Here is a 21,677-nt window from a genome sequence, read left to right on the forward strand (position 1 = left end):
GGGTTGTGCACCTCGACACCGGCCGGGGGCGCGATGTCGGCGGCGGTGACCAGACCCGGGCCCTGCTTGCGCAGGTACATCACGACCGGCTCGTCCTGCTCCGAGGAGACGACCAGCTGCTTGATGTTGAGGATCAGGTCGGTGACGTCCTCCTTGACGCCCGGCACGGTGGTGAACTCGTGCAGGATGCCGTCGATCCGGATGCTGGTGACAGCGGCGCCCGGGATCGAGGACAGGAGGGTACGGCGGAGGGAGTTGCCAAGGGTGTAACCGAAGCCCGGCTCCAGCGGCTCGATCACGAACCGGGAGCGGAACTCGTCGACGACCTCTTCGGTCAGGGATGGACGCTGAGCAATCAGCACGGGGTGTTGCCTCCAGTGGTTTGGCGCCAGCTACGTGACGCCGTTGACACCATGAAGAGTACGGGCGATACGGTCCCCGGTGGCCCGCTGCATCTCCTCGTGGTGCACGGCGGCGGCAACCGCGCCTGCCTCATGGTACGAGCTGTGGTGCTCGTCCCCGATGCCGTGACCCGTACTTCGGTCCTTCGGGGTGGGCCTGTTTGTCTACGGCGGGCCCGGTTCTGTCCTGGCCACGTAGACGGTGTTGCTCGAGGTGCCGCCTTGCAGGGGATTGTCGAAGTCGACGAGATGGGCCGCTGATTGCGCGAAGACCTCTGTGAGTGCGGAGGTGAACTGCTTGTCCGGCGGGTCGTTCGACCACAGGGCGAAGACCCCGCCCGGGTGGAGGCGTTCGGTGAGAGCGCGGAGCCCGGCAGGCTGGTAGAGCGCCGCGTGGCGCGGGTGGAGCACATGGCGCGGCGAATGGTCGACATCCAGCAGGATGGCGTGGAAGCGGCGGCCCGGCTCCCTCGGGTCCAGGCCGCACGAATCGGCCGCCATCGCGAAGAAGTCGCCTTGAACCAGGCGGCAGCGGGCGTCCGAGGTCAGCCGGGCGCCGAGAGGGACCAGGCCGCGCTGATGCCAGTCGATGACTTCGGCGAGCGTTTCGATCACGGTCAGCGAGCGCACCCGGGGGTCGTCCAGCACAGCCTTGGCGGTGTACCCGAGGCCGAGTCCGCCGACGGCGACGTCCAGTTCGGTGCCGGGCAGTTTCGCCAGTCCGAGTTCCGCAAGCGCGATCTCGCCGGCTGTGAAGAGGCTGGACATCAAGAACTCGTCGCCGAGCTTCACCTCGTACACATCGGTGTCCGATGCCGGGTCGCGTCGGCGCCGCAGGCTGATGTCGCCCATCGCTGTCGGGCGCCAGTCGATCTCCTCGAAACGCGCGCTCATCCGTTTACCTTTCTGGCGCACCGTCGGTGCCCGAAGCCGGTGCCCGAAGCCGGTGCCTGGAACGCCGCCCTGCGCCGGTGTGGACGCATGCGCGAACCCGTCCCTGCTGCCGTCGGGGCAGGGACGGGCAGGGCAGGGGAAGGGGCCCGCCGGTTCAGGCGTCGATGATGACGGGGATGATGAGGGGCTTGCGACGGTGGGTGCGGAAGGCCCAGTTCGCCACGGCACGGGCGATGAGCTGTTCCAGCTGGTGTGCGTCGCCGACGCCTTCCTGGGCCGCGTTGGCCAGAGTCTTCTCGATGACAGGGATGACCGGTTCGAAGGTGGTGTCGTCGTGGACGAACCCGCGGGCCAGGAAGTCGGGAGTCTCGGCAAGGGCACCCGTGTCGGCATCGACGATCGCCACCACGGTGACCACCCCTTCCTCCGCGAGGGTGACACGGTCCTTCAGGGACGCTTCAGTGGCGCCGCCGACCTCCATGCCGTCCACGTAGACGTTGCCCGCGGGCACCTTGCCGGTGATCGACGCACGCCCGTCCACGAGGTCGACGACGACGCCGTCCTCGGCGATGACCACCCGCTTGGGATCGATCCCCGTACGGATGGCCAGGTCGGCGTTGGCCTGCAGGTGGCGCCATTCGCCGTGCACGGGCATGACATTGCGGGGCTTGACGATGTTGTAGCAGTACACGAGTTCACCGGCGCTGGCGTGCCCGGAGACGTGCACCTTGGCGTTGCCCTTGTGGACGACGTGGGCGCCCCACCGGGTCAGCCCGTTGATCACCCGGTAGATGGCGTTCTCGTTGCCGGGGATCAGGGAGCTGGCGAGCAGGACGGTGTCGCCCTTGCCGATGCGGATCACATGGTCGCGGTTGGCCATCCGGGACAGAGCCGCCATCGGCTCGCCCTGGGATCCGGTGCACACCAGGGTGATCTTGTGGTCCGGCAGCTTCTCCATTTCCTTGGTACTCACGACCAGGCCGCTGGGAACCTTCAGGTACCCGAGGTCGCGGGCGATGCCCATGTTGCGGACCATGGAGCGGCCCACGAAGGCGACCTTGCGGCCGTGCTGGTGCGCGGCGTCCAGGACCTGCTGGATGCGGTGCACATGGCTGGCGAAACTGGAGACGATCACCCGGCGCGGCGCGGTGCGCATCACCTGCTCGATCGCCGGGTTCAGCTCACGCTCGGAGGTGGTGAAGCCGGGCACCTCGGCGTTGGTGGAGTCGGTGAGGAACAGGTCCACGCCCTCCTCGCCGAGGCGGGCGAAGGCGCGCAGGTCGGTGATGCGATCGTCGAGAGGGAACTGGTCCATCTTGAAGTCGCCGGTGTGCAGCACCATCCCGGCCCCGGTGCGGATCGCGACCGCGAGGCCGTCCGGGATGGAGTGGTTGACCGCCACGAACTCGCAGTCGAAGGGCCCGAAGCCGCGCCGGTCGCCCTCCCGCACCCGCACCGTGCGCGGCCGGATGCCGTGTTCCTTGAGCTTGGCCTCCAGGAAGGCCAGCGTCAGCTTGGAGCCGACGACGGGAATGTCGGACCGCTCGCGCAGCAGGTACGGCACGCCGCCGATGTGGTCCTCGTGGCCGTGGGTGAGTACCACGGCCACGATGTCGTCCAGCCGGTCCCGGATCGAGGTGAAGTCCGGCAGGATCACGTCCACGCCGGGCTGGGTCTCCTCGGGGAACAGCACGCCGCAGTCGACGATGAGCAGTTTGCCGGCGTGCTCGAAGACGGTCATGTTGCGGCCGATCTCACCCAGGCCGCCCAGGGCAATGACCCGCAGCCCTCCTTCAGGAAGGGGTGGGGCGGCTTTCAGGTCGGGATGCGGGTGACTCATACCCTGACCGTACCCGCAGAGCGGGACACGGTGATCCATTGCCTGGGTGATCTCTTCTTCCCGACGGAGCGGGGCACCCGCACCGGGTACCCCGGGACGAGCATGTTGTAGCGGGGGGCGCCGCGTGTCGACGGCCCCCTGGCCACGGGTTCCAGGGGATGAGGCCAAGAGGGCCGGCTGTGCTCGCGCTCAATCTCCCCGGAATCTCCCCACGGTTCGTTCTGATGTTGGATAGGCCGACCGACGCATGCGAACACTGAGGTGAGAGATGCAGTTCACGACTCGACCCACACTTCAAGGCACCTTCGGCATGGTGTCCTCCACCCACTGGCTCGCCTCGCAGTCGGCGATGGCCGTGCTGGAGGACGGCGGCAACGCGTACGACGCCGCCGTGGCGGGAGCGTTCGTGCTGCACGTCGTCGAGCCGCACCTCAACGGGCCGGCCGGCGAGGTACCGATCCTGCTGGCGCCGGCGGGAGGCGAGGTGCGGGTGCTGTGCGGGCAGGGCGTCGCGCCGGCCGGGGCGAGCGTCGCGCACTACCGGGGGCTCGGGCTGGATCTCGTCCCCGGGACCGGGCCGCTCGCCGCCGCCGTCCCCGGTGCCTTCGACGCCTGGATGCTGCTCCTTCGGGACCACGGCACGAAACCCCTCGCCGACCTCCTGAAGTACGCCATCGGGTACGCCGAACACGGCCACGCGCCCGTGGAGAACGTCGGCGCGACCGTCGAGACGGTACGGGAGCTGTTCGAGACGGAGTGGACCACCTCGGCGGAGGTGTACCTGCCGGGCGGGAAGGCACCCCGGCCGGGGGAGCTCTTCCGTAACCCCGCCCTCGCCGCCACCTGGAAGCGGCTGCTCGCCGAGGTCGCCGGGGCGGGAGACCGGGAGGCGCAGATCGAGGCCGCGCGCGAGGTGTGGCGCACCGGCTTCGTCGCGGAGGCGCTCGTACGGCAGGCGCGTCGGCCCACCATGGACACCAGCGGCGAGCGGCACACCGGCACCCTCACGGCCGCCGACCTCGCCGGCTGGTCCGCGACGTACGAGGCGCCGGCGACGTACGACTGGAACGGCTGGACCGTCTGCAAGGCGGGCCCCTGGAGCCAGGGGCCGGTTCTCCTCCAGCAACTCGCGCTGCTGCCGCCCGAACTGCCCCGGTACGGGTCCGCGGACTACGTCCACCTGCTGATAGAGGGCTGCAAGCTCGCCATGGCGGACCGGGAGGCCTGGTACGGGGACGCGGCCGAGGTGCCGCTCGACGCGCTGCTGTCGGACGCGTACAACGCGGGGCGGCGGGAGCTCGTCGGTGAGAAGGCGTCGTACGAGGTGAGGCCCGGCAGCCCCGGAGGCCGCACCCCGCGGACGAGCGCCCACGCGCGCGGGGTGATCCGCGACGAGGCCGGGTTCGGCCCGCTGGGCGCGGGGGAGCCGACGGTCGCGGTCCATGGCGTGCCCGGCGTGGGCGAGCCCACGGTCGCCAAGCACCCGACGTCGCCGGTGCCGGGCGAGCCCGAGTCCGATGTCGCCGCCGATGGGCGCACCCGTGGCGACACCTGTCACCTCGACGTCGTCGACCGCTGGGGCAACATGGTCGCCGCCACCCCCAGCGGCGGCTGGCTCCAGTCCAACCCCGTCGTGCCCGAGCTGGGCTTTCCGCTGGGCACCCGGCTGCAGATGACCTGGCTGGAGGAGGGCCTGCCGAACTCCCTCACCCCGGGCCGCCGCCCCCGTACGACCCTCACTCCCTCGATCGCCCTGCGCGACGGCGTGCCGGTGATGGCGTTCGGGACACCTGGCGGCGACCAGCAGGACCAGTGGCAGCTGCACTTCTTCCTCGCCGTCGCGCTGCTCGCGCCGGTCCGCGGCGGACTCGACCTCCAGGGCGCGATCGACGCCCCGAACTGGCACAACGACAGTTTCCCCGGATCCTTCTACCCTCGCGGCATGCGCCCGGGCAGCGTCACGGTCGAAGCCCGCACGGCCCCGGACCTCGTGGCGGAACTCCGCAGGCGCGGGCACGACGTGACGGTGGGCGACCCGTGGTCGGAAGGACGCCTGTGCGCGGTCGCCCGGGACCCGGAGACCGGCATCCTGTCGGCGGCCGCGAACCCGCGCGGCATGCAGGGGTACGCGGTCGGCCGCTGAACCGGCCGCTGAACCGGCCACTGAACCGGCCACTGAACCGGCCACTGAACCGGCCGCTGAACCGGTCGCCGAACTGGCCACTGAACCGGCCGCCGAACCGGCCGCCGATCTCGCCGACAGCGCCGCACTCCGGTCTTCACGGTGATTCCACCCGCTGTGCACCGGGAGGGTAGGGATTGTCAGTGGGGCGTGCTCTCATGGAGCCATGATCGAAGACATGGAAACCATCGACGAGTTTCTCGCCCGACACTCCGCCGACGTGGAGGAGACCGTCCGCAAGGCGGCCGCGGCCGAGATAATGCCGCGCTTCCGCCGGCTCGCCGAGCACGAGGTCGACCAGAAGAGCGGCCCGCACGACCTGGTGACCGACGCCGACCGCAACGCCGAGCTGTATCTCACCGAGGCGCTCGGCGCACTGCTGCCCGGCTCGGTCGTCGTCGGCGAGGAGGCGGTGCACGCGAACCCCGCGTCCTACGAGGCGATACAGGGCGACACGCCGGTCTGGATCGTCGATCCCGTCGACGGCACACGGCAGTTCGTGCACGGCGACCCCGGGTTCTGCACCCTGGTCGCGCTCGCCCGGCGCGGAGTCCTGCTCGCCTCGTGGACGTACGCCCCGGCACGCGACCAGCTGGCCACCGCCGTGCGCGGGCAGGGCGCGTTCCTCGACGGCGAGCGGCTGATCTCAGGCGCCCCGGAGCCGGACCGTGACCTGCGCGTGGCCACCTCCCACCCGGACTACACGACCGATGGGCAGAAGCACGCCCTGCTCGGTCTGCGGACCGAGGGCGTGGCACCGCGCGCCTGTGGCTCGGCCGGCCTGGAGTATCTGGCGGTCGCCCGGGGCGAGTTGGACGCCACGGCGTTCTCCTGGGAGGCGGCCTGGGACCACGCGGCCGGCCTGCTCCTGGTGGAGGAGGCGGGCGGCGCCCACCTGACTCTCGCGGGCGAGCCGTTCCGCATCACCGGCCACAACGCTCTCCCCTTCACCGCGGCCCGCGACGCGGCCACGGCCCGCCGGGTGCTGGAGCTGCTGATGCCGCGATAGCCGTCGGTCGCCGAAGCAGCGGTGGGGGAGGGGCAGCGGTAGCCGTCGGTCGCCGAAGGAGCCGCGGTGGGCGCTCGCCCGAGGGGCGGCAGCACACGGTCCGCGGAGGCTCGACGGCTCGGGTGGTGCCCCGCGGCCCGGCACTGTCGGGCCTCCGTCATATCCTGATCCCTACAGGCCATCGGCTGACGAAGGAGTCCGAAGGTGCCGTCGATGCTCGATGCGGTCGTGGTTGGTGCGGGGCCGAACGGACTGACCGCTGCCGTGGAGCTGGCCCGCAGAGGCTTCTCCGTGGCCGTCTTCGAGGCCCGGGACACCGTCGGCGGGGGAGCCCGCACCGAGGAGCTCACCCTCCCCGGCTTCCGGCACGACCCGTGCTCGGCGGCCCACCCGCTCGGCATCAACTCGCCGGCGTTCCGCGCGATGCCCCTTCAGCGGTACGGCCTGGAGTGGCTGCACGCCGATCTGCCCATGGCGCACCCCTTCCTCGACGGCACCGCCGCCGTGCTGGCGCGGTCGGTCGGCGAGACGGCCGCCTCGTTCGGCCCGCGCGACGCGGGCACGTACCGCAGGCTGGTCGAGCCCTTCCTGCCCAAGTGGGACACCCTGGCCCGGGACTTCATGTCCCTGCCGCTCACCGCGCTGCCCCGGGACCCGGTCACCCTCGCCCGCTTCGGACTCGTCGGCCTGCCCCCGTCCACCTGGCTGACCCGCCGCTTCCGCGACGAGCGGGCCAAGACCCTGTTCGCCGGTCTCGTGGCCCACGTCATGGCCCCGCTGGGCGGCTTCGCCACCGGCGCGATCGGCCTGGTCTTCGCCCTCGCCGCGCACGCCCGCGGCTGGCCCGTGGCCCGCGGCGGCTCCCAGTCCATCTCGGACGCGCTCGCCGCCTATCTCAAGGACCTCGGCGGCACCGTCCACACCGACTACGAGGTCAAGCGGCTCGACGACCTGCCGCCCGCCCGCGCGTACGTCTTCGACACCTCGCCCACCGCCCTGGCCCGCATCGCCGGCTTCGGCACCTACTACGAGGGCTATCGGTACGGCCCCAGCGTCTTCAAGATCGACTACGCGCTGGACGGCCCCGTGCCCTGGACCGCGCCGGAGCCGCACAGGGCCACCACCGTGCAGATCGGCGCCGACAGCGCCGAGATCGGCAGCGCCCTGCGCGCGGCGTCCCGGGAGGGCCGCGCACCCGACAAGCCGTTCATGATCACCGTGCAGCCCAGTGTCGTCGACCCCGGCCGGGCCCCGGCCGGCAAGCACGTGTTCTGGGCGTACGGCCATGTCCCCAACGGCTGGACCGGAGACCTCACCGAAGCCGTCGAGCGCCAGCTGGAGCGGTTCGCCCCGGGCTTCCGTGACCGCGTCCTCGCCCGCGCGACCGCCGGACCGCCCGAACTTGCCGCCCGCAACGCCAACTACGTCGGCGGAGACATCTCCTCCGGAGCGGTCTCAGGACTCCAGACCCTGCTGCGCCCCAAGCTCTCCCTGTTCCCGTACGGCACCCCGCACCCCGCCGTCTTCATCTGCTCCTCGGCCACTCCGCCCGGGCCAGGGGTGCACGGCATGTCGGGCCACAACGCGGCGAAGGCCGTCTGGAGGAGGCTGCGCCAGACATGACCGCCATCACCCTCGTCCAGGGCGACATCACCCGGCAGCGCGCCGACGCCATCGTCAACGCGGCCAACTCCTCGCTGCTCGGCGGAGGCGGCGTCGACGGCGCCATCCACCGTCGCGGCGGCCCCGCGATCCTGGCGGACTGCCGCAGGCTGCGCGCCGCGCACTTGGGAAGAGGCCTGCCCACAGGCCAGGCGGTCGCGACGACCGCGGGTGAGCTGGATGCCCGTTGGGTGATCCACACTGTCGGCCCGCGCTTCAGCAAGGAGGAGGACCGTTCGGAGCTGCTGGCCTCCTGCTACCGCGAATCCCTGCGGGTGGCCGACGAGTTGGGCGCCCGCACGGTCGCTTTCCCGGCCGTCTCCGCCGGCATCTACGGCTGGCCGATGGACGACGCCGCCCGGATCGCCGTCGAGACGGTACGGATCACTCGGACGGATGTCGAAGAGGTGAGGTTCGTCCTCTTCGACGACCTGGCATACGAGGCGTTCGCCCGGCAGGTCCACGTGTGACCCTCGGTCAGGGCTCTGCGGCCGGTGTTCACGCGGCGGCGGAGAGGGGTGGGGCCCCGATCCGCAGGGGCGTCACGGCGGGCTCTACCAGGCCGTTCTCGTAGGCGAAGGGCACCAGTTGGACGCGGGCGCGGGCGCCGATCTTGGTGAGGATGTTGCTGACGTGGGACTTCACGGTCGTCGGGGCGATGTGCAGCCGCTCCGCGATCTCGGTGTTCGACCAGCCGGAGGCGACCGCGGTGATCACGTCGCGCTCCCGCCCGGTGAGCGTGTCGAGCCCGTGCTCCTGCTCAAGTGTCCCGGCGGGACGGCTGCGGACGGCGTCGATGAGTTCGCGGGTCAGACCGGGGGAGATGACCACGTCGCCCACGGCCACGGCGTGCACGGCTGAGGTCAGTTCGTCGGGCGTGACGTCCGGGAGGACGAATCCGCCGGCCCCGGCACGCAGCGCGGCGTAGGCGTCCGTGTCGTGCCCGGCGGAGCTCAGGAGGAGCACGCGGGACGAGCGGGCGATACGGCGAACGGTCTCGATGCCGCCGGTACCGAGACCGGAGCCGTCCATGAGGACAACGTCCGGGCGAAGCCGGTCGCTGATCCGGATCGCCTCGGCCTCGACGCCCGTTTCCCCGACGACGGTCAGACCGGGCCGGGCGCCCAGGAGCATGCGCAGACCGAGTCGCTGCAGGGACTGCTGGTGCAAGACGAAGACGGTGACCATGCCGGCCCCTTCTGAACGAAACGGTTTCGTTCACCAGGCATCAGGATAGCTCTCGCGATTATCGAAACGGCGGCGTTTCTCATGTGGTCTGCGTCACACATGAAGAGGTCCGGATCACGTCAGCCAAACAGGACCGCACAAAGTCCGACAGGATCATTGCTTCGGTTGTGTGCGAGTCCTACTGTTCCCTGGCTGACGCACCCTCAGTCCGCGCACCCCCGCCGTCGCACCGAGGAAGGCAACCGCCATGCCGCACCCGCACGTGCCCCACGTCGACCGTCCGCTCGTCAGCCGCCGCCGTCTCCTGGAGGGAGGTGCCGCCGTGTTCGGTGCGCTCGCCCTCTCCGCGTCTCCCGCCCTCGCGCACGCGGCAGGCCGTCGCGCGGCGGCGGACGGCGCCCCGGAGTGGAACGGCAACATCGCCGTCTTCCGGCTGGGCGCCGAGCCGCCGCACAGCACCCTCATGCCGTACCAGGACGTCAGACAGGCGCTGGCCGCCGACCGCACCCGGTCGCCGTACCGGCTCAGCCTCGACGGCAAGTGGAAGTTCGCCTACGCCGACCGCCCCGACGACCGCGACGTCGACTTCCACCGCACGGATCTCGACGACCGGGACTGGGACACCATCCCCGTCCCCTCCGCCTGGCAACTGCACGGCTACGACCGACCGATCTACATCAACATCACCTACCCGTGGTGGGGCCCCAACGGCCAGGGCGAGGAGGCGCAGCCGCCGGCCGCCCCGACCCGCTACAACCCCGTCGGCCAGTACCGGCGCACCTTCACGGTCCCGCGCGACTGGGATGGACGCCGGACCTTCCTGCACTTCGAGGGGGTCAAGTCCGCCCACTACGTGTGGATCAACGGGGAGTTGGTCGGCTACCACGAGGACTCCTACGACCCCGCCGAGTACGACATCACCGAGCACCTCAAGCCGGGCACCAACCAGATCGCGGTCGAGGTGTACCGCTACTCCGACGGCGACTGGCTGGAGGACCAGGACATGATCCGGCTGAGCGGCATCTTCCGCTCGGTCCACCTGTACTCCACGCCCGCCGTGCACCTGCGCGACTTCAAGCTGGACACCCCGCTGAGCGACGACTACCAGGCGGCCGAACTGTCGGTCACCGCGAGCGTGCGTGACTACGGCGGCAAGGGCGCCGGTCAGTACTCCGTCGAAACCCAGCTGTACGACGCGGGCGGACACCCGGTCTGGCCCCGGCCGTTGCGGCAGACCGTCGCACTGGACTCCGGCGACGAGACGACCGTACAGACCACGAAGGCCGTGCCCGCGCCGCGCCTGTGGTCGGCCGAGCACCCGAACCTCTACACCGCCGTGCTGCGCCTGCGCGACCCGTCCGGCAAGGTGATCGAGACCCTCTCCCACCGGGTCGGCCTGCGTGAGTTCGCGCTCAAGGACGGGCTGATGCGCATCAACGGCAAGCCGGTCTCCTTCCGGGGCACCAACCGGCACGAGATGCATCCGGTGCACGGCTCGGCGCTCACCCGCGCGGACCTCGTCGAGGACATCGGCATCATCAAACGGCTGAACATCAACAGCGTCCGCACCTCGCACTACCCCAACAACCCGCTGTGGCTGGAACTCGCGGACGAGTACGGCCTGTACCTCGTGGACGAGACCAACCTGGAGACCCACGGCATCCGGGGCGAGTACCCCGGCGACCACGCCGAGTGGACCGAGGCGTGCGTGGCCCGCGCCCAGAACATGGTCCACCGGGACAAGAACCACGCCTCTGTGGTCATCTGGTCGCTCGGCAACGAGGCGGGCTCAGGCAGCACCTTCAACGCCATGTACGACTGGATCCGCTCCTACGACACCACCCGCGTCATCCAGTACGAGGGCGACGACCGGCAGGGGATCAGCGACATCCGCTCCAAGATGTACGAAAACCCGTCGCGCATCGATACGCGGGCGAAGGACACCGGCGACACCCGGCCGTACGTGATGATCGAGTACTCCCACGCCATGGGGAACTCCAGCGGCAACTTCAAGAAGTACTGGGACGTCGTACGCCGCCACGACGTGCTCCAGGGCGGCTGGATCTGGGACTTCGTCGACCAGGCCCTGAGCTGGCCCACCCCGAGGCGCAAGCTGCTCACCGAGTCCGGACCCGGCGCACTGCGCGGCGAGGTCATCGCCCCCAGCGGCGGCTTCGACCGTGACAGGGGCGTCTTCGGCGGCACCGTCTTCGCCCGTGACCCGAGCCTCGACCTCACCGGCTCGCTGACCCTGGAGGCGTGGGTCACCCCGCACTTCACCGGAGGCCACCAGCCGATCCTCACCAAGGGCGACACCCAGTACGCCCTCAAGCAGTCGGACAACACCCTGGAGTTCTTCATCCACGGTGGCGGCCAGTGGATCACCGCCAGTTGGGCGCTGCCGGACGACTGGACCGGCCGCGAGCACCACGTCGCGGGCGTCTTCGACGCGGAGGCCGGCACGCTGACCCTCCATGTCGACGGCTCGGTCCGCGCCACCCGCACGGCCACCCGGCGCCCTGCCGTCAACACGGCCCCTCTGTCCCTGGCCACCGACGTCGACAACTCGACGCGCGAGCTCAGCGGTACCGTCCGGCGGGCCCGCGTGTACGCCCGGGCGCTGAGCGCGAGCGAGCTGGCCTCCGACAGCCGTGGCCCCGGCGACGACGGCGTGCGGTTCTGGTTCGACGCCGCCACCGTGGACCTCACCGAGAAGCGGCCGCGCGAGAAGACGTTCCTCGCCTACGGCGGCGACTGGGGCGACAACCCCAACGACGGGGCCTTCTCCGGGGACGGCATCATCACCGCCGACCGCGGCAGCACCGGCAAGGCCGTCGAGGTCAAGCAGATCTACCAGGCGATCAACGCCGCGCCCACCTCCGGCGACGCGGTCACCTCGGGACGGGTCACCCTCACCAACGAGTACCTGTTCACCAACCTCCGTGAGTTCGACGGCCGTTGGTCGCTCCTGGCCGACGGCAAGGTCGTCCAACGTGGCACGCTGAGCCGCGATCAGCTGGACGTCCCGGCGCTGACCAGCAAGGACATCACGGTTCCGGTGCGGGTGCCGGCGCAACCGGCGCCCGGCACGGAGTACTTCCTGCATCTCTCCTTCACCATGAAGGAGTCCACGAAGTGGGCGAAGGCCGGCTTCGAGACGGCCAAGCAGCAACTCCCCGTCGCCGCGAGCGGCCCGGCCGTGACACCCGTACCGCTGGAGCGCGTGCCGGCACTGCGCCACGAGGACGGCGAGAAGGCCGTCACCGTCCGAGGTGAGGGATTCTCCGTCACCGTCGACAAGAGCAGCGGGACCATCACGTCGTACGAGGCCCGTGGCGTCCGTCTGATCACCTCGGGACCGGTGCCGAACTTCTGGCGGGCGCCCACCGACAACGACCGGGGCAACGGGCAGCACACCCGCAACCAGACCTGGCGCGACGCGGGCGCCCTGCGCAAGGTCACGGACGTCGGCGTGCGCGCCCTGCGCGACAAGGCCGTCGAGATCAAGGTCAGCGGCACTCTGCCGACGACCGTCGAGTCGACGTACACCACCACCTACACCGTCTTCGGCAATGGCGAGATCAGGGTCGACAACACCCTTCACCCGGGGGCGACTTCACTGCCGTACATCCCCGAGGTCGGCACCCTGCTGTTCCTGCCGGGGCGCCTGGACCGCCTGCACTACTACGGCCGCGGTCCCGAGGAGAACATGTGGGACCGCAACAACGGCACCGACGTGGGCCTCTACTCCGGCACCGTCGCCGGACAGTGGACCTCCTACCTGCGCCCGCAGGAGAACGGCAACAAGACCGACGTCCGCTGGGCCGCGCTGACCGGTCCGGGCGGCGTCGGGCTGCTGGTCAGCGGGGAGCCGCTGATCGAGGTCAGCGCCTCGCACCTGACACCGGAGGACCTGTCGGTGGGGGCCCGCCACGACTACCAGCTCACACCTCGCGACGAGGTCGTGCTCCGTCTGAACCACCGCCAGATGGGCGTCGGCGGCGACAACAGTTGGGGGGCGCACACGCACGACGAGTACAAGCTCCTCGCCAACCGTGACTACGCCTACACCTACCGGCTGCGCCCGCTGCGGGACGTCGACGGGGCGACCGCGGCCTCGCGGCGGCCGACGGCGACGGAGTAACCGCGCGGCGGCCCGGGACACCGGCGAGACGGTGTCCCGGACCGCCGTACGCCTGCCACGGCGTCGTACGCCTCGTACGCCTGACCATGGCAGCCCGTCGACCGGTCGTGCCGAACCCCGGGCTCCGGCCGGTCCAGGACAGCCGAGGTTGATGTCGGATTCTCGCCAGCCCGTCCCCTGCGCATGTCCGATGCTGGAGACATGCAGAGGGGAATGCACACCGAGACCGAGCGCTGCGTGCGCGCCGTGCAGTCGAAGGACGCACGGTTCGACGGCTGGTTCTTCACCGCCGTCCTGACCACCCGCATCTACTGCCGGCCCAGCTGCCCGGTCGTGCCGCCCAAGCCCGAGAACATGACCTTCTACCCGAGTGCGGCGGCCTGCCAGCAGGCCGGCTTCCGGGCCTGCAAGCGCTGCCGCCCCGACACCAGCCCGGGCTCCCCGGAGTGGAACCAGCGAGCCGACCTGGTGGCCCGGGCCATGCGGCTCGTCGCCGACGGTGTCGTGGACCGCGAGGGCGTGCCCGGACTCGCCGCCCGGCTCGGCTACAGCAGCAGGCAGGTCGAACGTCAACTGCTCGCCGAACTGGGCGCGGGCCCCCTCGCCCTCGCCCGCGCCCAGCGCGCCCAGACCGCCCGCCTGCTCATCGAGACGACCCCGCTGCCGATGGCGGAGATCGCCTTCGCCGCCGGGTTCTCCTCCATCCGCACCTACAACGACACCGTGCGCGAGGTCTTCGCCCTCTCCCCGAGCGAACTGCGCGCCCGGGTACCGAGGAAGAACTCCCCGGTCACGGTGGGGGCGAACGCTCCCCTCGCCCCGGGGGCACTGGCCCTGCGGCTCCCCTTCCGCGCTCCCCTCAACCCCGACAACCTCTTCGGGCACCTCGCCGCGACCGCCGTCCCGGGCGTGGAGGAGTGGCGGGACGGCGCCTACCGGCGCACGCTGCGACTGCCGTACGGCCACGGCATCGTGGCACTCACGCCACGGCCGGACCACATCGCCTGCCGGGTCACCCTCAGCGACCTGCGGGACCTGACCGTCGCCATCAGCCGCTGCCGCCGCATGCTCGACCTGGACGCCGATCCGGTCGCGGTCGACGACCAGCTGCGCACGGACCCGGCCCTCGCGCCGCTCGTCGACAAGGCCCCCGGCCGACGGGTCCCGCGTACGGTCGACGAGGCGGAGTTCGCCGTACGCGCGGTGCTCGGCCAGCAGGTCTCGACAGCGGCGGCCCGCACCCACGCGGCCCGTCTGGTCACGGCGTACGGCGATCCGGTGGACGATCCCGAGGGGGGCCTCACCCACCTCTTCCCGTCCCCCGAGGCGCTCGCCGCCCTCGACCCCGAGTCACTCGCGATGCCGCGCACTCGTCGCACCACGTTCACCACCCTGGTGGGCCAACTCTGCGACGGCACCCTCAATCTGGGCGTGGAGAGCGACTGGGCCCAAACTCGCGCCCAGCTCCTCGCGCTCCCCGGCTTCGGCCCCTGGACGGCCGACGTCATCGCGATGCGCGCCCTCGGTGACCCGGACGCCTTCCTCCCGACCGACCTCGGAATCCGCCGCGCCGCACAGGAGTTGGGCCTGCCCTCGACTCCGGCGGCGCTCACGGCCCGTGCGGCGGCCTGGCGGCCCTGGCGGGCGTACGCGGTCCAGTACCTGTGGGCGACTGACAGCCACCCGATCAACTTCCTTCCTTCCCAAGGACGTTCGTGATGAGTTCGACGAAGCAGCACACCGTGATCGACAGCCCCTACGGCCCTTTGACCCTCGTCGCCGACGACGGTGTCCTGTGCGGCCTCTACATGACCGATCAGCGCCACCGCCCCGCGGAGGAGACCTTCGGCGCCCGCGCCCAGACCCCGTTCGCGGCCGCCGAGGAGGAGCTGGAGGCCTATTTCGCGGGCGAGTTGAAGGAGTTCACCCTCGAACTCGGCCTGCACGGAACCCCGTTCCAGCGCAGCGTCTGGAGCCATCTGCGGAAGATTCCCTACGGCGAGACCCGCACCTACGGCGAACTGGCCGACGCCCTCGGCAACCCCACCGCCTCGCGCGCGGTGGGGCTCGCCAACGGCAGGAACCCGGTCGGCATCATCGTGCCCTGCCACCGCGTCGTCGGCGCGAACGGCGGCCTCACCGGATACGGCGGCGGCCTGGACCGCAAGCAGCGTCTGCTGGACTTCGAGAGCGGAACGGCGCTGTTCTGAACAGGGCGAGAGGCCCGCGAACCGTGCGCCGGCCCGCCCGTCGTGCGGCTGTCCCGGTCAGCCCACCCGGTGCCCGTTCTCCAGCTCCGCCGTCCCCGAACCCTCCGTCAGGACGTCCAGCGCGGTCTGGACGCGGCGGCCCAGGGAGCCCTGCAGGTACTCGGCGAGTTCCTCGCGCGGTACGAGCCGCCAGGACAGCAGTTCCTCCTCCTGGAGCCGGATCGCCTTGAACTCGTCCTCGTCGAGCACTCCGCCGTCGTACAGATACGCCACCAGCGGCGGCCGCCCCGACCCGTGCGCCCAGTCCACCGCGAGCAGCCGGCCGAGCTCGCGGTCCAGGCCGATCTCCTCCAGGGTCTCCCGGCGCGCGCCCTGGCGCGGAGTCTCGCCGTCGTCGGACTCGATCGTGCCGCCGGGCAGCGCCCAGCCCTCACGGTAGTTGGGCTCGACGAGCAGCACCCGCCCCTCCACGTCGCGGAAGAGGACGGCGGCACCGGCGAGCACACGGGGGAGTCCCGCGATGTAGGCGGCGAAGTCTTGAGTGGTGGTCATCCAGAAAGGGTATCCAGCTTCCCCGGCCGCTCCGGTCAGCTACGACGTCGGCCTCGGCGTCGATCACGGCTCCGTCTGCGCCAACCGCACCGTCCGCCGCGCCAGTTCACTGATCCGGGCCCCGTCGAAGCCGAACACCGCGCTGCGCACCGTGTCCTCCAGCGGGTCCTTCCACTGCGCCGGGATGGCCTCAGCACCGGTCAGTACCCCGGCCACCGAACCCGCGGTCGCGCCGTTGGAGTCGGTGTCCAGGCCGCCGCGCACGGTGAGCGTGATGGTGCGGGTGAAGTCGCCGTCGCCGTACAGAAGCCCGGCGGTCAGTACGGCGGCGTTCGGGACGGTGTGGATCCAGCCGAGCCCGGCGGTCTCCTCGGCGACCGTGCTGAGCGTGTCCTCCCAGGTCATCCGGGTGGCGTGGAGCGAGAGGACGCGGCGCACGGTACGGGCGAGTCGACTGCTCGCCGGAATCACGGCGAGTGCCTGGTCGACGGCGTGGCGCACCGTGCCGGCCGTGAACGCCGCCGCGATCAGCGCCGCCGCCCACATGGCGCCGTACACACCGTTGCCGGTGTGGGACAGCACCGCGTCCCGGCGGGCGAGCGAGGCGGCGCGGCGCGGCGCGCCCGGACAGGTCCAGCCGTAGATGTCGGCGCGAATGAGGGCCCCGATCCACTCCTGGTACGGATTGTCGTACGTCGCCGTCAGCGGCGGTTTCAGCCCGTTGGCGAGGTTGCGGTACGCGGCCCTTTCGGCGGTGAAGGTCTGCAGGTACGGCAGCCGCAGCAGCCACAGGTCGCCGACCTGCGCGGTGCTGAAGCCGAAGCCGTGGGTCTCCAGCAGGTCCAGGCCGAGGATGGCGTAGTCGATGTCGTCGTCACGGCAGCTGCCGTGGATGCGGCCGCGGACGCACTGGCGCCACTCGGGGCGCAGCTCGAGCCCGTCGCTCTCGCCGACGGGCTCGGGCAGGTAGTCGGTGAGCGGCAGGGCCGCGGCCTGCCGCAGATAGCGGTCGATCCGGTCCCGCGTCCACAGGTCGCCCTGCTCGACCGGCTTGCCGAGCATGTTGCCCGCGATCCGGCCGAGCCAGCCCCCGAGGACGCGGTCGGCGAGCTCTGGCTCACTGCCCACAGGGGTCATACCTACCGTCTACCCGATTCCGGGGGCGCCCGCGCGGGGTTCGGGTGCCGCGCACGGCACGCCACAGGGCTCGCACAGCGCGCTGCCAGGCTTGGTCCAGGGGCCGGTCGGTGCATGACGGCGGGGTCGTCCTGAGGTTAAGGTCGCAGCGGCGCGACTGGCCTTGACGTGCGTGGGGGCCTGGAGAGCAAGGGGAAGACACGGTGGCGGACGCTGCAGGGAACGACGCCCGGAAGACGGCGCGGGTGCTCATCGCCGCGGACAAGTTCAAGGGCTCACTGACGGCCGTACAGGTCGCCGAGCGGATCACGGCCGGACTGCGCGAGGTCCTGCCGGACCTCGCGGTGGAGGCGCTGCCCGTGGCCGACGGCGGCGACGGAACCGTGGACGCGGCGGTCGCGGCCGGGTTCGACCGACGCGAGGTCCGGGTCGCGGGGCCGCTCGGCCAGGAGGTGACGGCCGCGTTCGCGCTGCGCGGGGACACGGCCGTCGTGGAGATGGCGGAGGCGAGCGGGCTGCAGCGGCTGCCCGCGGGTGTCTTCGCACCGATGGCGGCCTCCACGTACGGCTCCGGCGAACTGCTGCGGGCCGCGCTGGACGCGGGCGCGCGGACGATCGTGTTCGGGGTCGGCGGCAGCGCCACCACGGACGGGGGCGCCGGCATGCTGTCCGCGCTCGGCGCGCGGTTCGTGGACGCGGACGGGGAGCCGGTGGCACCGGGCGGTGGCGGACTCGCCGACCTGGCCTCGGCCGATCTGTCCGACCTGGACCCCCGGCTCGCGTTCGTCGAGTTCGTGCTCGCGAGCGATGTCGACAACCCGCTGACCGGCCCCAAGGGCGCGCCGGCCGTCTACGGCCCGCAGAAGGGCGCCTCGCCGGACGACGTGGAGGCCCTGGACGAGGCGCTCGCGCACTACGCGAAGGTGCTGGAGCGGGCGGTCGGCGCGAAGGCCGCCGAGTACGCCGTTTCGCCGGGCGCCGGCGCGGCGGGCGGCATCGGCTACGGCGCGCTGCTCCTCGGCGCCCGCTTCCGGCCCGGTATCGAGATCATGCTCGATGTCCTGGGCTTCGCGCCCGCGCTGGAGTACGCGACGCTGGTCATCACCGGCGAGGGATCCCTGGACGAGCAGACACTCCACGGCAAGGCCCCGGCGGGCGTCGCGGCGGCGGCACGCGCGGCGGGCAAGGAGGTCGTCGCGGTGTGCGGTCGGCTCGCCCTGCCGCCGGAGGCGCTCGGCCGGGCGGGTATCCGGCGGGTGTACCCGTTGACCGACGTCGAGCCGGACGTGGCGAAGTGCATCGCGGACGCGGGGCCGATCCTGCAACGGGTCGCGGAACAGATCGCCCGCGACTTCCTGACCTGAGAGCCTGTGTCACATCCCCGGCCGGGCGCACGCCGCCTGGCACGCACGCTCGCCGCGTTGCCGAAACGTCCTAGTAGCTCCGCTACAAGGACGCTCCGGCGCCTTGCGATCGCACGCACCAGACGACGTGCGCTGATCCGGCCGGGGATGTGACACAGGCTCTGACCCCGGACAGGCGAAAGGCCCCGAACCAGGCGGTCCGGGGCCCACGCGAGCGGGAGCGTCACGGCTGTGCCGCACGCGCCTCACGTCGGTTGTCACGGAAGTTGTTCACCCGGCGAGCCGTGGCGAACAGCGGGATCACCGCCCCCATGACCAGCTGCAGCGCACAGCCCGTCTGAAGCAGCAGCTGCCCGCTCGGCGCGTCGAACGCCCAGGCAGCCAGCAGCCCCATGGACAGCACGATCCACGAGAGCATCGCCACCGCGAGGCGACCCCGCGGCTTCGGGTACTCCACCCGGCTCACCATCAGCCAGGCGGTACCCAGGATCGCGAGGAGTGTCGCCACGAAGGGCAGCTCCAGCAGCACGATCGAGACCACCGTCAGCGCCCCGAACGGCGACGGCATGCCCTGGAAGGTGCCGTCCTTCACCGTCACACACGAGAATCTGGCCAGCCGTAGCACGACGGCCAGGAGCACCACGATCGCCCCCACCGCCGCCACCCGCTGGTACGCGTCGTCCGCCACCATGCCGTAGACGAGGACGAAGTACGCCGGTGCCAGGCCGAAGCTGATCAGGTCGGAGAGGTTGTCCAGCTCCGCTCCCATGGGGGAGGAGCGCAGCTTCCTCGCCACCAGGCCGTCGAACAGGTCGAAGACGGCCGCGCACAGCATCAGGATGACCGCGGTGGCCGCGCTGTTGCGGGCCATGCCGGACTGCTGGCTGTCCATGAGGTGCGGGATCAGGATGCCGGTGGTGGTGAAGTACACGGCCATGAAGCCGCACGTCGCGTTGCCGAGAGTGAGGGTGTCCGCTATTGAGAGGCGGAGAGAGAGGGGCATCTCCTCCTCTTCGTCCACCTCGTCGGCCTCGGGCACCCAGCGTCCCTGAGTCTCGGGATCAATCACGGTCAATGCGAGTCACCCCAGCCACGGTCTTCTGGCCCACCTCTACCGCGACTTCCACGCCCTCGGGCAGGTAGAGGTCGACACGCGAACCGAAGCGGATCAGCCCGATCCGGTCACCCTGCTCGACCTTGGTGCTCTGGGGCACGTACGGGACGATGCGACGGGCCACCGCGCCGGCGATCTGGATCATCTCGATGTCACCGAGTTCGGTGTCGAAGTGCCAGACGACGCGCTCGTTGTTCTCGCTCTCCTTGTTGAACGCCGGAACGAACCCACCCGGGATGTGCTCGACCGACGTCACCGTGCCGGAGAGCGGCGCCCGGTTGACGTGGACGTTGAGCGGGCTCATGAAGATCGCGACGCGGGTGCGACCGTCCTTCCACGGCATGATGCTCTGCACCACACCGTCGGCGGGCGAGATGACCCGGCCCTGGGTGATCTCGCGCTCGGGGTCGCGGAAGAACCACAGCATGCCCGCCGCGAGCGCGGTGGCGGGCACGGCGACGGCCTTGGCTGCGCCGGAGCGGCGGGCCCGGACCAGGCTGAGGGCTGCGGTGGCGACGGTCGGGAGAAGCCACGGCGATGCTCCGCGCGCCAGGCGTACGCCTGCCAGGCTGTCGCGAGGTGCAGAGGTTTGGCTGTGGGGCATGGATGACCTTCGTAGCGGATGATGCCGCACTGCAACGGGGGACGGCGGCTTTCCCGGGATGGTACCGGTCGCGGGCCACAACTGGGCAAGCCAGGAAGCTGAGTCGGCGGCTGAAGAGGGTTGACAGGGTGTGATCTTCTTCTCGAAGAAAACACCCCCAACCGGGACATCTAGCTCTGGAGCCGATACTCTTCGAGCAGCCTGCGACCGATGATCATTTTTTGGATCTCGGCGGTACCTTCGCCGATCAACAGCATCGGAGCCTCACGGTAGAGGCGCTCGATCTCGTACTCCTTGGAGAAGCCGTAGCCGCCGTGGATCCGGAATGCGTCCTCCACGACCTCCTTGCAGTATTCGGAGGCGAGGTACTTCGCCATCCCTGCCTCAAGGTCGTTACGTTCACCGGAGTCCTTTTTGCGAGCCGCGTTCACCATCATCGCATGGGCGGCCTCGACCTTGGTAGCCATCTCGGCGAGTTTGAACTGGATGGCCTGGTGCTGGGCGATCTGCTTGCCGAAGGTGTGTCGCTGCTGGGCGTACGAGACGCCCAGTTCGAAGGCGCGCTGAGCGACGCCGCAGCCACGCGCCGCCACGTTGACGCGACCTACCTCCACGCCGTCCATCATTTGGTAAAAACCTCGGCCGGTTGCCCCGCCGAGCACCCGATCGGCCGGAACCCGCAGGCCGTCCATGATCAACTCGGTGGTGTCGACACCCTTGTAGCCCATCTTGTCGATCTTCCCGGGGATGGTGAGGCCGGGGCGGACCTCACCGAAGCCCGGCTCCTTCTCGACCAGGAAGGTCGTCATCGACTTGTGGGGCGCGGTGCCCTCGGGGTGTCCTTCGTCACTTCGGACGAGAACGGCGACCAGATTTGACGTTCCGCCGTTCGTGAGCCACATCTTCTGACCGTTCAGGACGTACTCGTCGCCGTCCTTGACCGCCTTCGACGTGATGGCGGACACGTCCGATCCCAGGCCCGGCTCCGACATCGAGAAGGCCCCGCGGATGTCGCCGGCCGCCATCCTCGGCAGGAAGTGCTCCTTCTGCTCCTGCGTTCCGTGCTGCTTGAGCATGTACGCCACGATGAAGTGGGTGTTGATGATGCCGGACACCGACATCCAGCCCCGGGCGATCTCCTCGACGCACAGGGCGTACGTCAGGAGCGACTCGCCGAGACCGCCGTACTCCTCGGGGATCATCAGCCCGAACAGGCCCAACTCCTTGAGCCCGTCCACGATCTGCTGCGGGTACTGGTCGCGGTGCTCCAGCTCGGTGGCGACCGGGATGATCTCCTTGTCCACGAAGTCGCGGACCGTGGACAGGATCTCCTGCTGGATGTCGGTCAGACCGGCGGTCTGGGCGAGTCGCGCCAT

At 70.6% G+C, this 21,677-nt stretch carries 16 protein-coding genes and 1 pseudogene; 8 read left to right on the forward strand and 9 right to left on the reverse strand.

Going from position 1 to position 21,677, the window contains the following annotated elements:
* From AB0H86_RS29225 to AB0H86_RS29235, 3 genes and pseudogenes are all read right to left on the reverse strand, one after another.
* A pseudogene (locus tag AB0H86_RS29225) lies at positions 1-362 on the reverse strand (DNA-directed RNA polymerase subunit alpha); the annotation flags it as partial.
* Between the two features lie 204 nt (positions 363-566).
* Positions 567-1,295 carry a spermidine synthase gene (locus AB0H86_RS29230; protein ID WP_362445102.1) on the reverse strand — a complete coding sequence of 243 codons (729 nt, stop codon included), beginning with the start codon at positions 1,293-1,295 and terminating at the stop codon, positions 567-569.
* A 154-nt stretch (positions 1,296-1,449) separates the two neighbouring features.
* Positions 1,450-3,135: a ribonuclease J gene (locus tag AB0H86_RS29235; protein ID WP_362445105.1), complete on the reverse strand. Its 1,686-nt coding sequence runs from the start codon at positions 3,133-3,135 to the stop codon at positions 1,450-1,452.
* A 268-nt stretch (positions 3,136-3,403) separates the two neighbouring features.
* Here AB0H86_RS29235 and AB0H86_RS29240 point away from each other — a divergent pair, with 268 nt between their 5' ends.
* From AB0H86_RS29240 to AB0H86_RS29255, 4 genes are all read left to right on the forward strand, one after another.
* Positions 3,404-5,278, forward strand: coding sequence for a gamma-glutamyltransferase (locus tag AB0H86_RS29240; protein ID WP_362445107.1), 1,875 nt, complete (start codon positions 3,404-3,406; stop codon positions 5,276-5,278).
* Between the two features lie 205 nt (positions 5,279-5,483).
* Positions 5,484-6,326: an inositol monophosphatase family protein gene (locus tag AB0H86_RS29245; protein ID WP_362445109.1), complete on the forward strand. Its 843-nt coding sequence runs from the start codon at positions 5,484-5,486 to the stop codon at positions 6,324-6,326.
* Between the two features lie 213 nt (positions 6,327-6,539).
* A complete protein-coding gene (locus AB0H86_RS29250) occupies positions 6,540-7,949 on the forward strand; it encodes an NAD(P)/FAD-dependent oxidoreductase (protein ID WP_362445112.1) in 1,410 nt (469 codons plus the stop codon).
* Entirely contained in the window at positions 7,946-8,458 is a 513-nt protein-coding gene (locus AB0H86_RS29255; protein WP_362445114.1) for an O-acetyl-ADP-ribose deacetylase, read from the forward strand. The genes AB0H86_RS29250 and AB0H86_RS29255 overlap by 4 nt, the downstream gene beginning before the upstream one ends.
* 28 nt (positions 8,459-8,486) lie before the next feature.
* Here the strand turns inward: AB0H86_RS29255 and AB0H86_RS29260 are convergent, their stop codons facing one another.
* On the reverse strand, positions 8,487-9,176 hold the full coding sequence (locus AB0H86_RS29260; protein WP_362445117.1) for a response regulator transcription factor: 690 nt from the start codon (positions 9,174-9,176) through the stop codon (positions 8,487-8,489).
* A gap of 247 nt (positions 9,177-9,423) precedes the next feature.
* Here AB0H86_RS29260 and AB0H86_RS29265 point away from each other — a divergent pair, with 247 nt between their 5' ends.
* The 3 genes from AB0H86_RS29265 (at position 9,424) to AB0H86_RS29275 (ending at position 15,530) form a co-directional block, all read left to right on the forward strand.
* A complete protein-coding gene (locus AB0H86_RS29265) occupies positions 9,424-13,320 on the forward strand; it encodes a glycoside hydrolase family 2 TIM barrel-domain containing protein (protein WP_362445120.1) in 3,897 nt (1,298 codons plus the stop codon).
* A gap of 201 nt (positions 13,321-13,521) precedes the next feature.
* Entirely contained in the window at positions 13,522-15,039 is a 1,518-nt protein-coding gene (locus AB0H86_RS29270) for an AlkA N-terminal domain-containing protein (protein WP_362445123.1), read from the forward strand.
* Positions 15,039-15,530, forward strand: coding sequence for a methylated-DNA--[protein]-cysteine S-methyltransferase (locus tag AB0H86_RS29275; protein WP_362445126.1), 492 nt, complete (start codon positions 15,039-15,041; stop codon positions 15,528-15,530). The genes AB0H86_RS29270 and AB0H86_RS29275 overlap by 1 nt, the downstream gene beginning before the upstream one ends.
* A gap of 57 nt (positions 15,531-15,587) precedes the next feature.
* On the opposite strand, the gene AB0H86_RS29280 is transcribed toward AB0H86_RS29275, so the two are convergent.
* Both AB0H86_RS29280 and AB0H86_RS29285 read right to left on the reverse strand, forming a co-directional pair.
* Positions 15,588-16,082, reverse strand: a complete 495-nt coding sequence (locus tag AB0H86_RS29280) for an NUDIX hydrolase (protein WP_362445128.1) — start codon at positions 16,080-16,082, stop codon at positions 15,588-15,590.
* A gap of 63 nt (positions 16,083-16,145) precedes the next feature.
* Entirely contained in the window at positions 16,146-17,219 is a 1,074-nt protein-coding gene (locus tag AB0H86_RS29285) for an ADP-ribosylglycohydrolase family protein (protein WP_362445131.1), read from the reverse strand.
* 245 nt (positions 17,220-17,464) lie between these two features.
* Here AB0H86_RS29285 and AB0H86_RS29290 point away from each other — a divergent pair, with 245 nt between their 5' ends.
* Positions 17,465-18,583 carry a glycerate kinase gene (locus tag AB0H86_RS29290; protein ID WP_362445622.1) on the forward strand — a complete coding sequence of 373 codons (1,119 nt, stop codon included), beginning with the start codon at positions 17,465-17,467 and terminating at the stop codon, positions 18,581-18,583.
* A 223-nt stretch (positions 18,584-18,806) separates the two neighbouring features.
* Here the strand turns inward: AB0H86_RS29290 and pssA are convergent, their stop codons facing one another.
* The 3 genes from pssA to AB0H86_RS29305 all read right to left on the reverse strand — a co-directional run bounded on the left by pssA (position 18,807) and on the right by AB0H86_RS29305 (position 21,677).
* Positions 18,807-19,622: a CDP-diacylglycerol--serine O-phosphatidyltransferase gene (pssA, locus tag AB0H86_RS29295; RefSeq protein WP_362445134.1), complete on the reverse strand. Its 816-nt coding sequence runs from the start codon at positions 19,620-19,622 to the stop codon at positions 18,807-18,809.
* Positions 19,623-19,644: 22 nt separating this feature from the next.
* Positions 19,645-20,301, reverse strand: coding sequence for a phosphatidylserine decarboxylase (locus AB0H86_RS29300; protein ID WP_362445137.1), 657 nt, complete (start codon positions 20,299-20,301; stop codon positions 19,645-19,647).
* A 170-nt stretch (positions 20,302-20,471) separates the two neighbouring features.
* On the reverse strand, positions 20,472-21,677 hold the full coding sequence (locus AB0H86_RS29305) for an acyl-CoA dehydrogenase family protein (RefSeq protein WP_362445139.1): 1,206 nt from the start codon (positions 21,675-21,677) through the stop codon (positions 20,472-20,474).

It is taken from the genome of Streptomyces sp. NPDC050997 (genome assembly GCF_040660135.1).
Lineage (GTDB): Bacteria > Actinomycetota > Actinomycetes > Streptomycetales > Streptomycetaceae > Streptomyces.

What these genes read in the sequence shown, in the direction of transcription:
- AB0H86_RS29230 (WP_362445102.1), bottom strand. Translation starts at nt 1,295, where the DNA reads ATGAGCGCGCGTTTCGAGGAGATCGACTGGCGCCCGACAGCGATGGGC.
- AB0H86_RS29235 (WP_362445105.1), bottom strand. Translation starts at nt 3,135, where the DNA reads ATGAGTCACCCGCATCCCGACCTGAAAGCCGCCCCACCCCTTCCTGAA.
- AB0H86_RS29240 (WP_362445107.1), top strand. Translation starts at nt 3,404, where the DNA reads ATGCAGTTCACGACTCGACCCACACTTCAAGGCACCTTCGGCATGGTG.
- AB0H86_RS29245 (WP_362445109.1), top strand. Translation starts at nt 5,484, where the DNA reads ATGATCGAAGACATGGAAACCATCGACGAGTTTCTCGCCCGACACTCC.
- AB0H86_RS29250 (WP_362445112.1), top strand. Translation starts at nt 6,540, where the DNA reads ATGCTCGATGCGGTCGTGGTTGGTGCGGGGCCGAACGGACTGACCGCT.
- AB0H86_RS29255 (WP_362445114.1), top strand. Translation starts at nt 7,946, where the DNA reads ATGACCGCCATCACCCTCGTCCAGGGCGACATCACCCGGCAGCGCGCC.
- AB0H86_RS29260 (WP_362445117.1), bottom strand. Translation starts at nt 9,176, where the DNA reads ATGGTCACCGTCTTCGTCTTGCACCAGCAGTCCCTGCAGCGACTCGGT.
- AB0H86_RS29265 (WP_362445120.1), top strand. Translation starts at nt 9,424, where the DNA reads ATGCCGCACCCGCACGTGCCCCACGTCGACCGTCCGCTCGTCAGCCGC.
- AB0H86_RS29270 (WP_362445123.1), top strand. Translation starts at nt 13,522, where the DNA reads ATGCAGAGGGGAATGCACACCGAGACCGAGCGCTGCGTGCGCGCCGTG.
- AB0H86_RS29275 (WP_362445126.1), top strand. Translation starts at nt 15,039, where the DNA reads ATGAGTTCGACGAAGCAGCACACCGTGATCGACAGCCCCTACGGCCCT.
- AB0H86_RS29280 (WP_362445128.1), bottom strand. Translation starts at nt 16,082, where the DNA reads ATGACCACCACTCAAGACTTCGCCGCCTACATCGCGGGACTCCCCCGT.
- AB0H86_RS29285 (WP_362445131.1), bottom strand. Translation starts at nt 17,219, where the DNA reads ATGACCCCTGTGGGCAGTGAGCCAGAGCTCGCCGACCGCGTCCTCGGG.
- AB0H86_RS29300 (WP_362445137.1), bottom strand. Translation starts at nt 20,301, where the DNA reads ATGCCCCACAGCCAAACCTCTGCACCTCGCGACAGCCTGGCAGGCGTA.
- AB0H86_RS29305 (WP_362445139.1), bottom strand. Translation starts at nt 21,677, where the DNA reads ATGGCGCGACTCGCCCAGACCGCCGGTCTGACCGACATCCAGCAGGAG.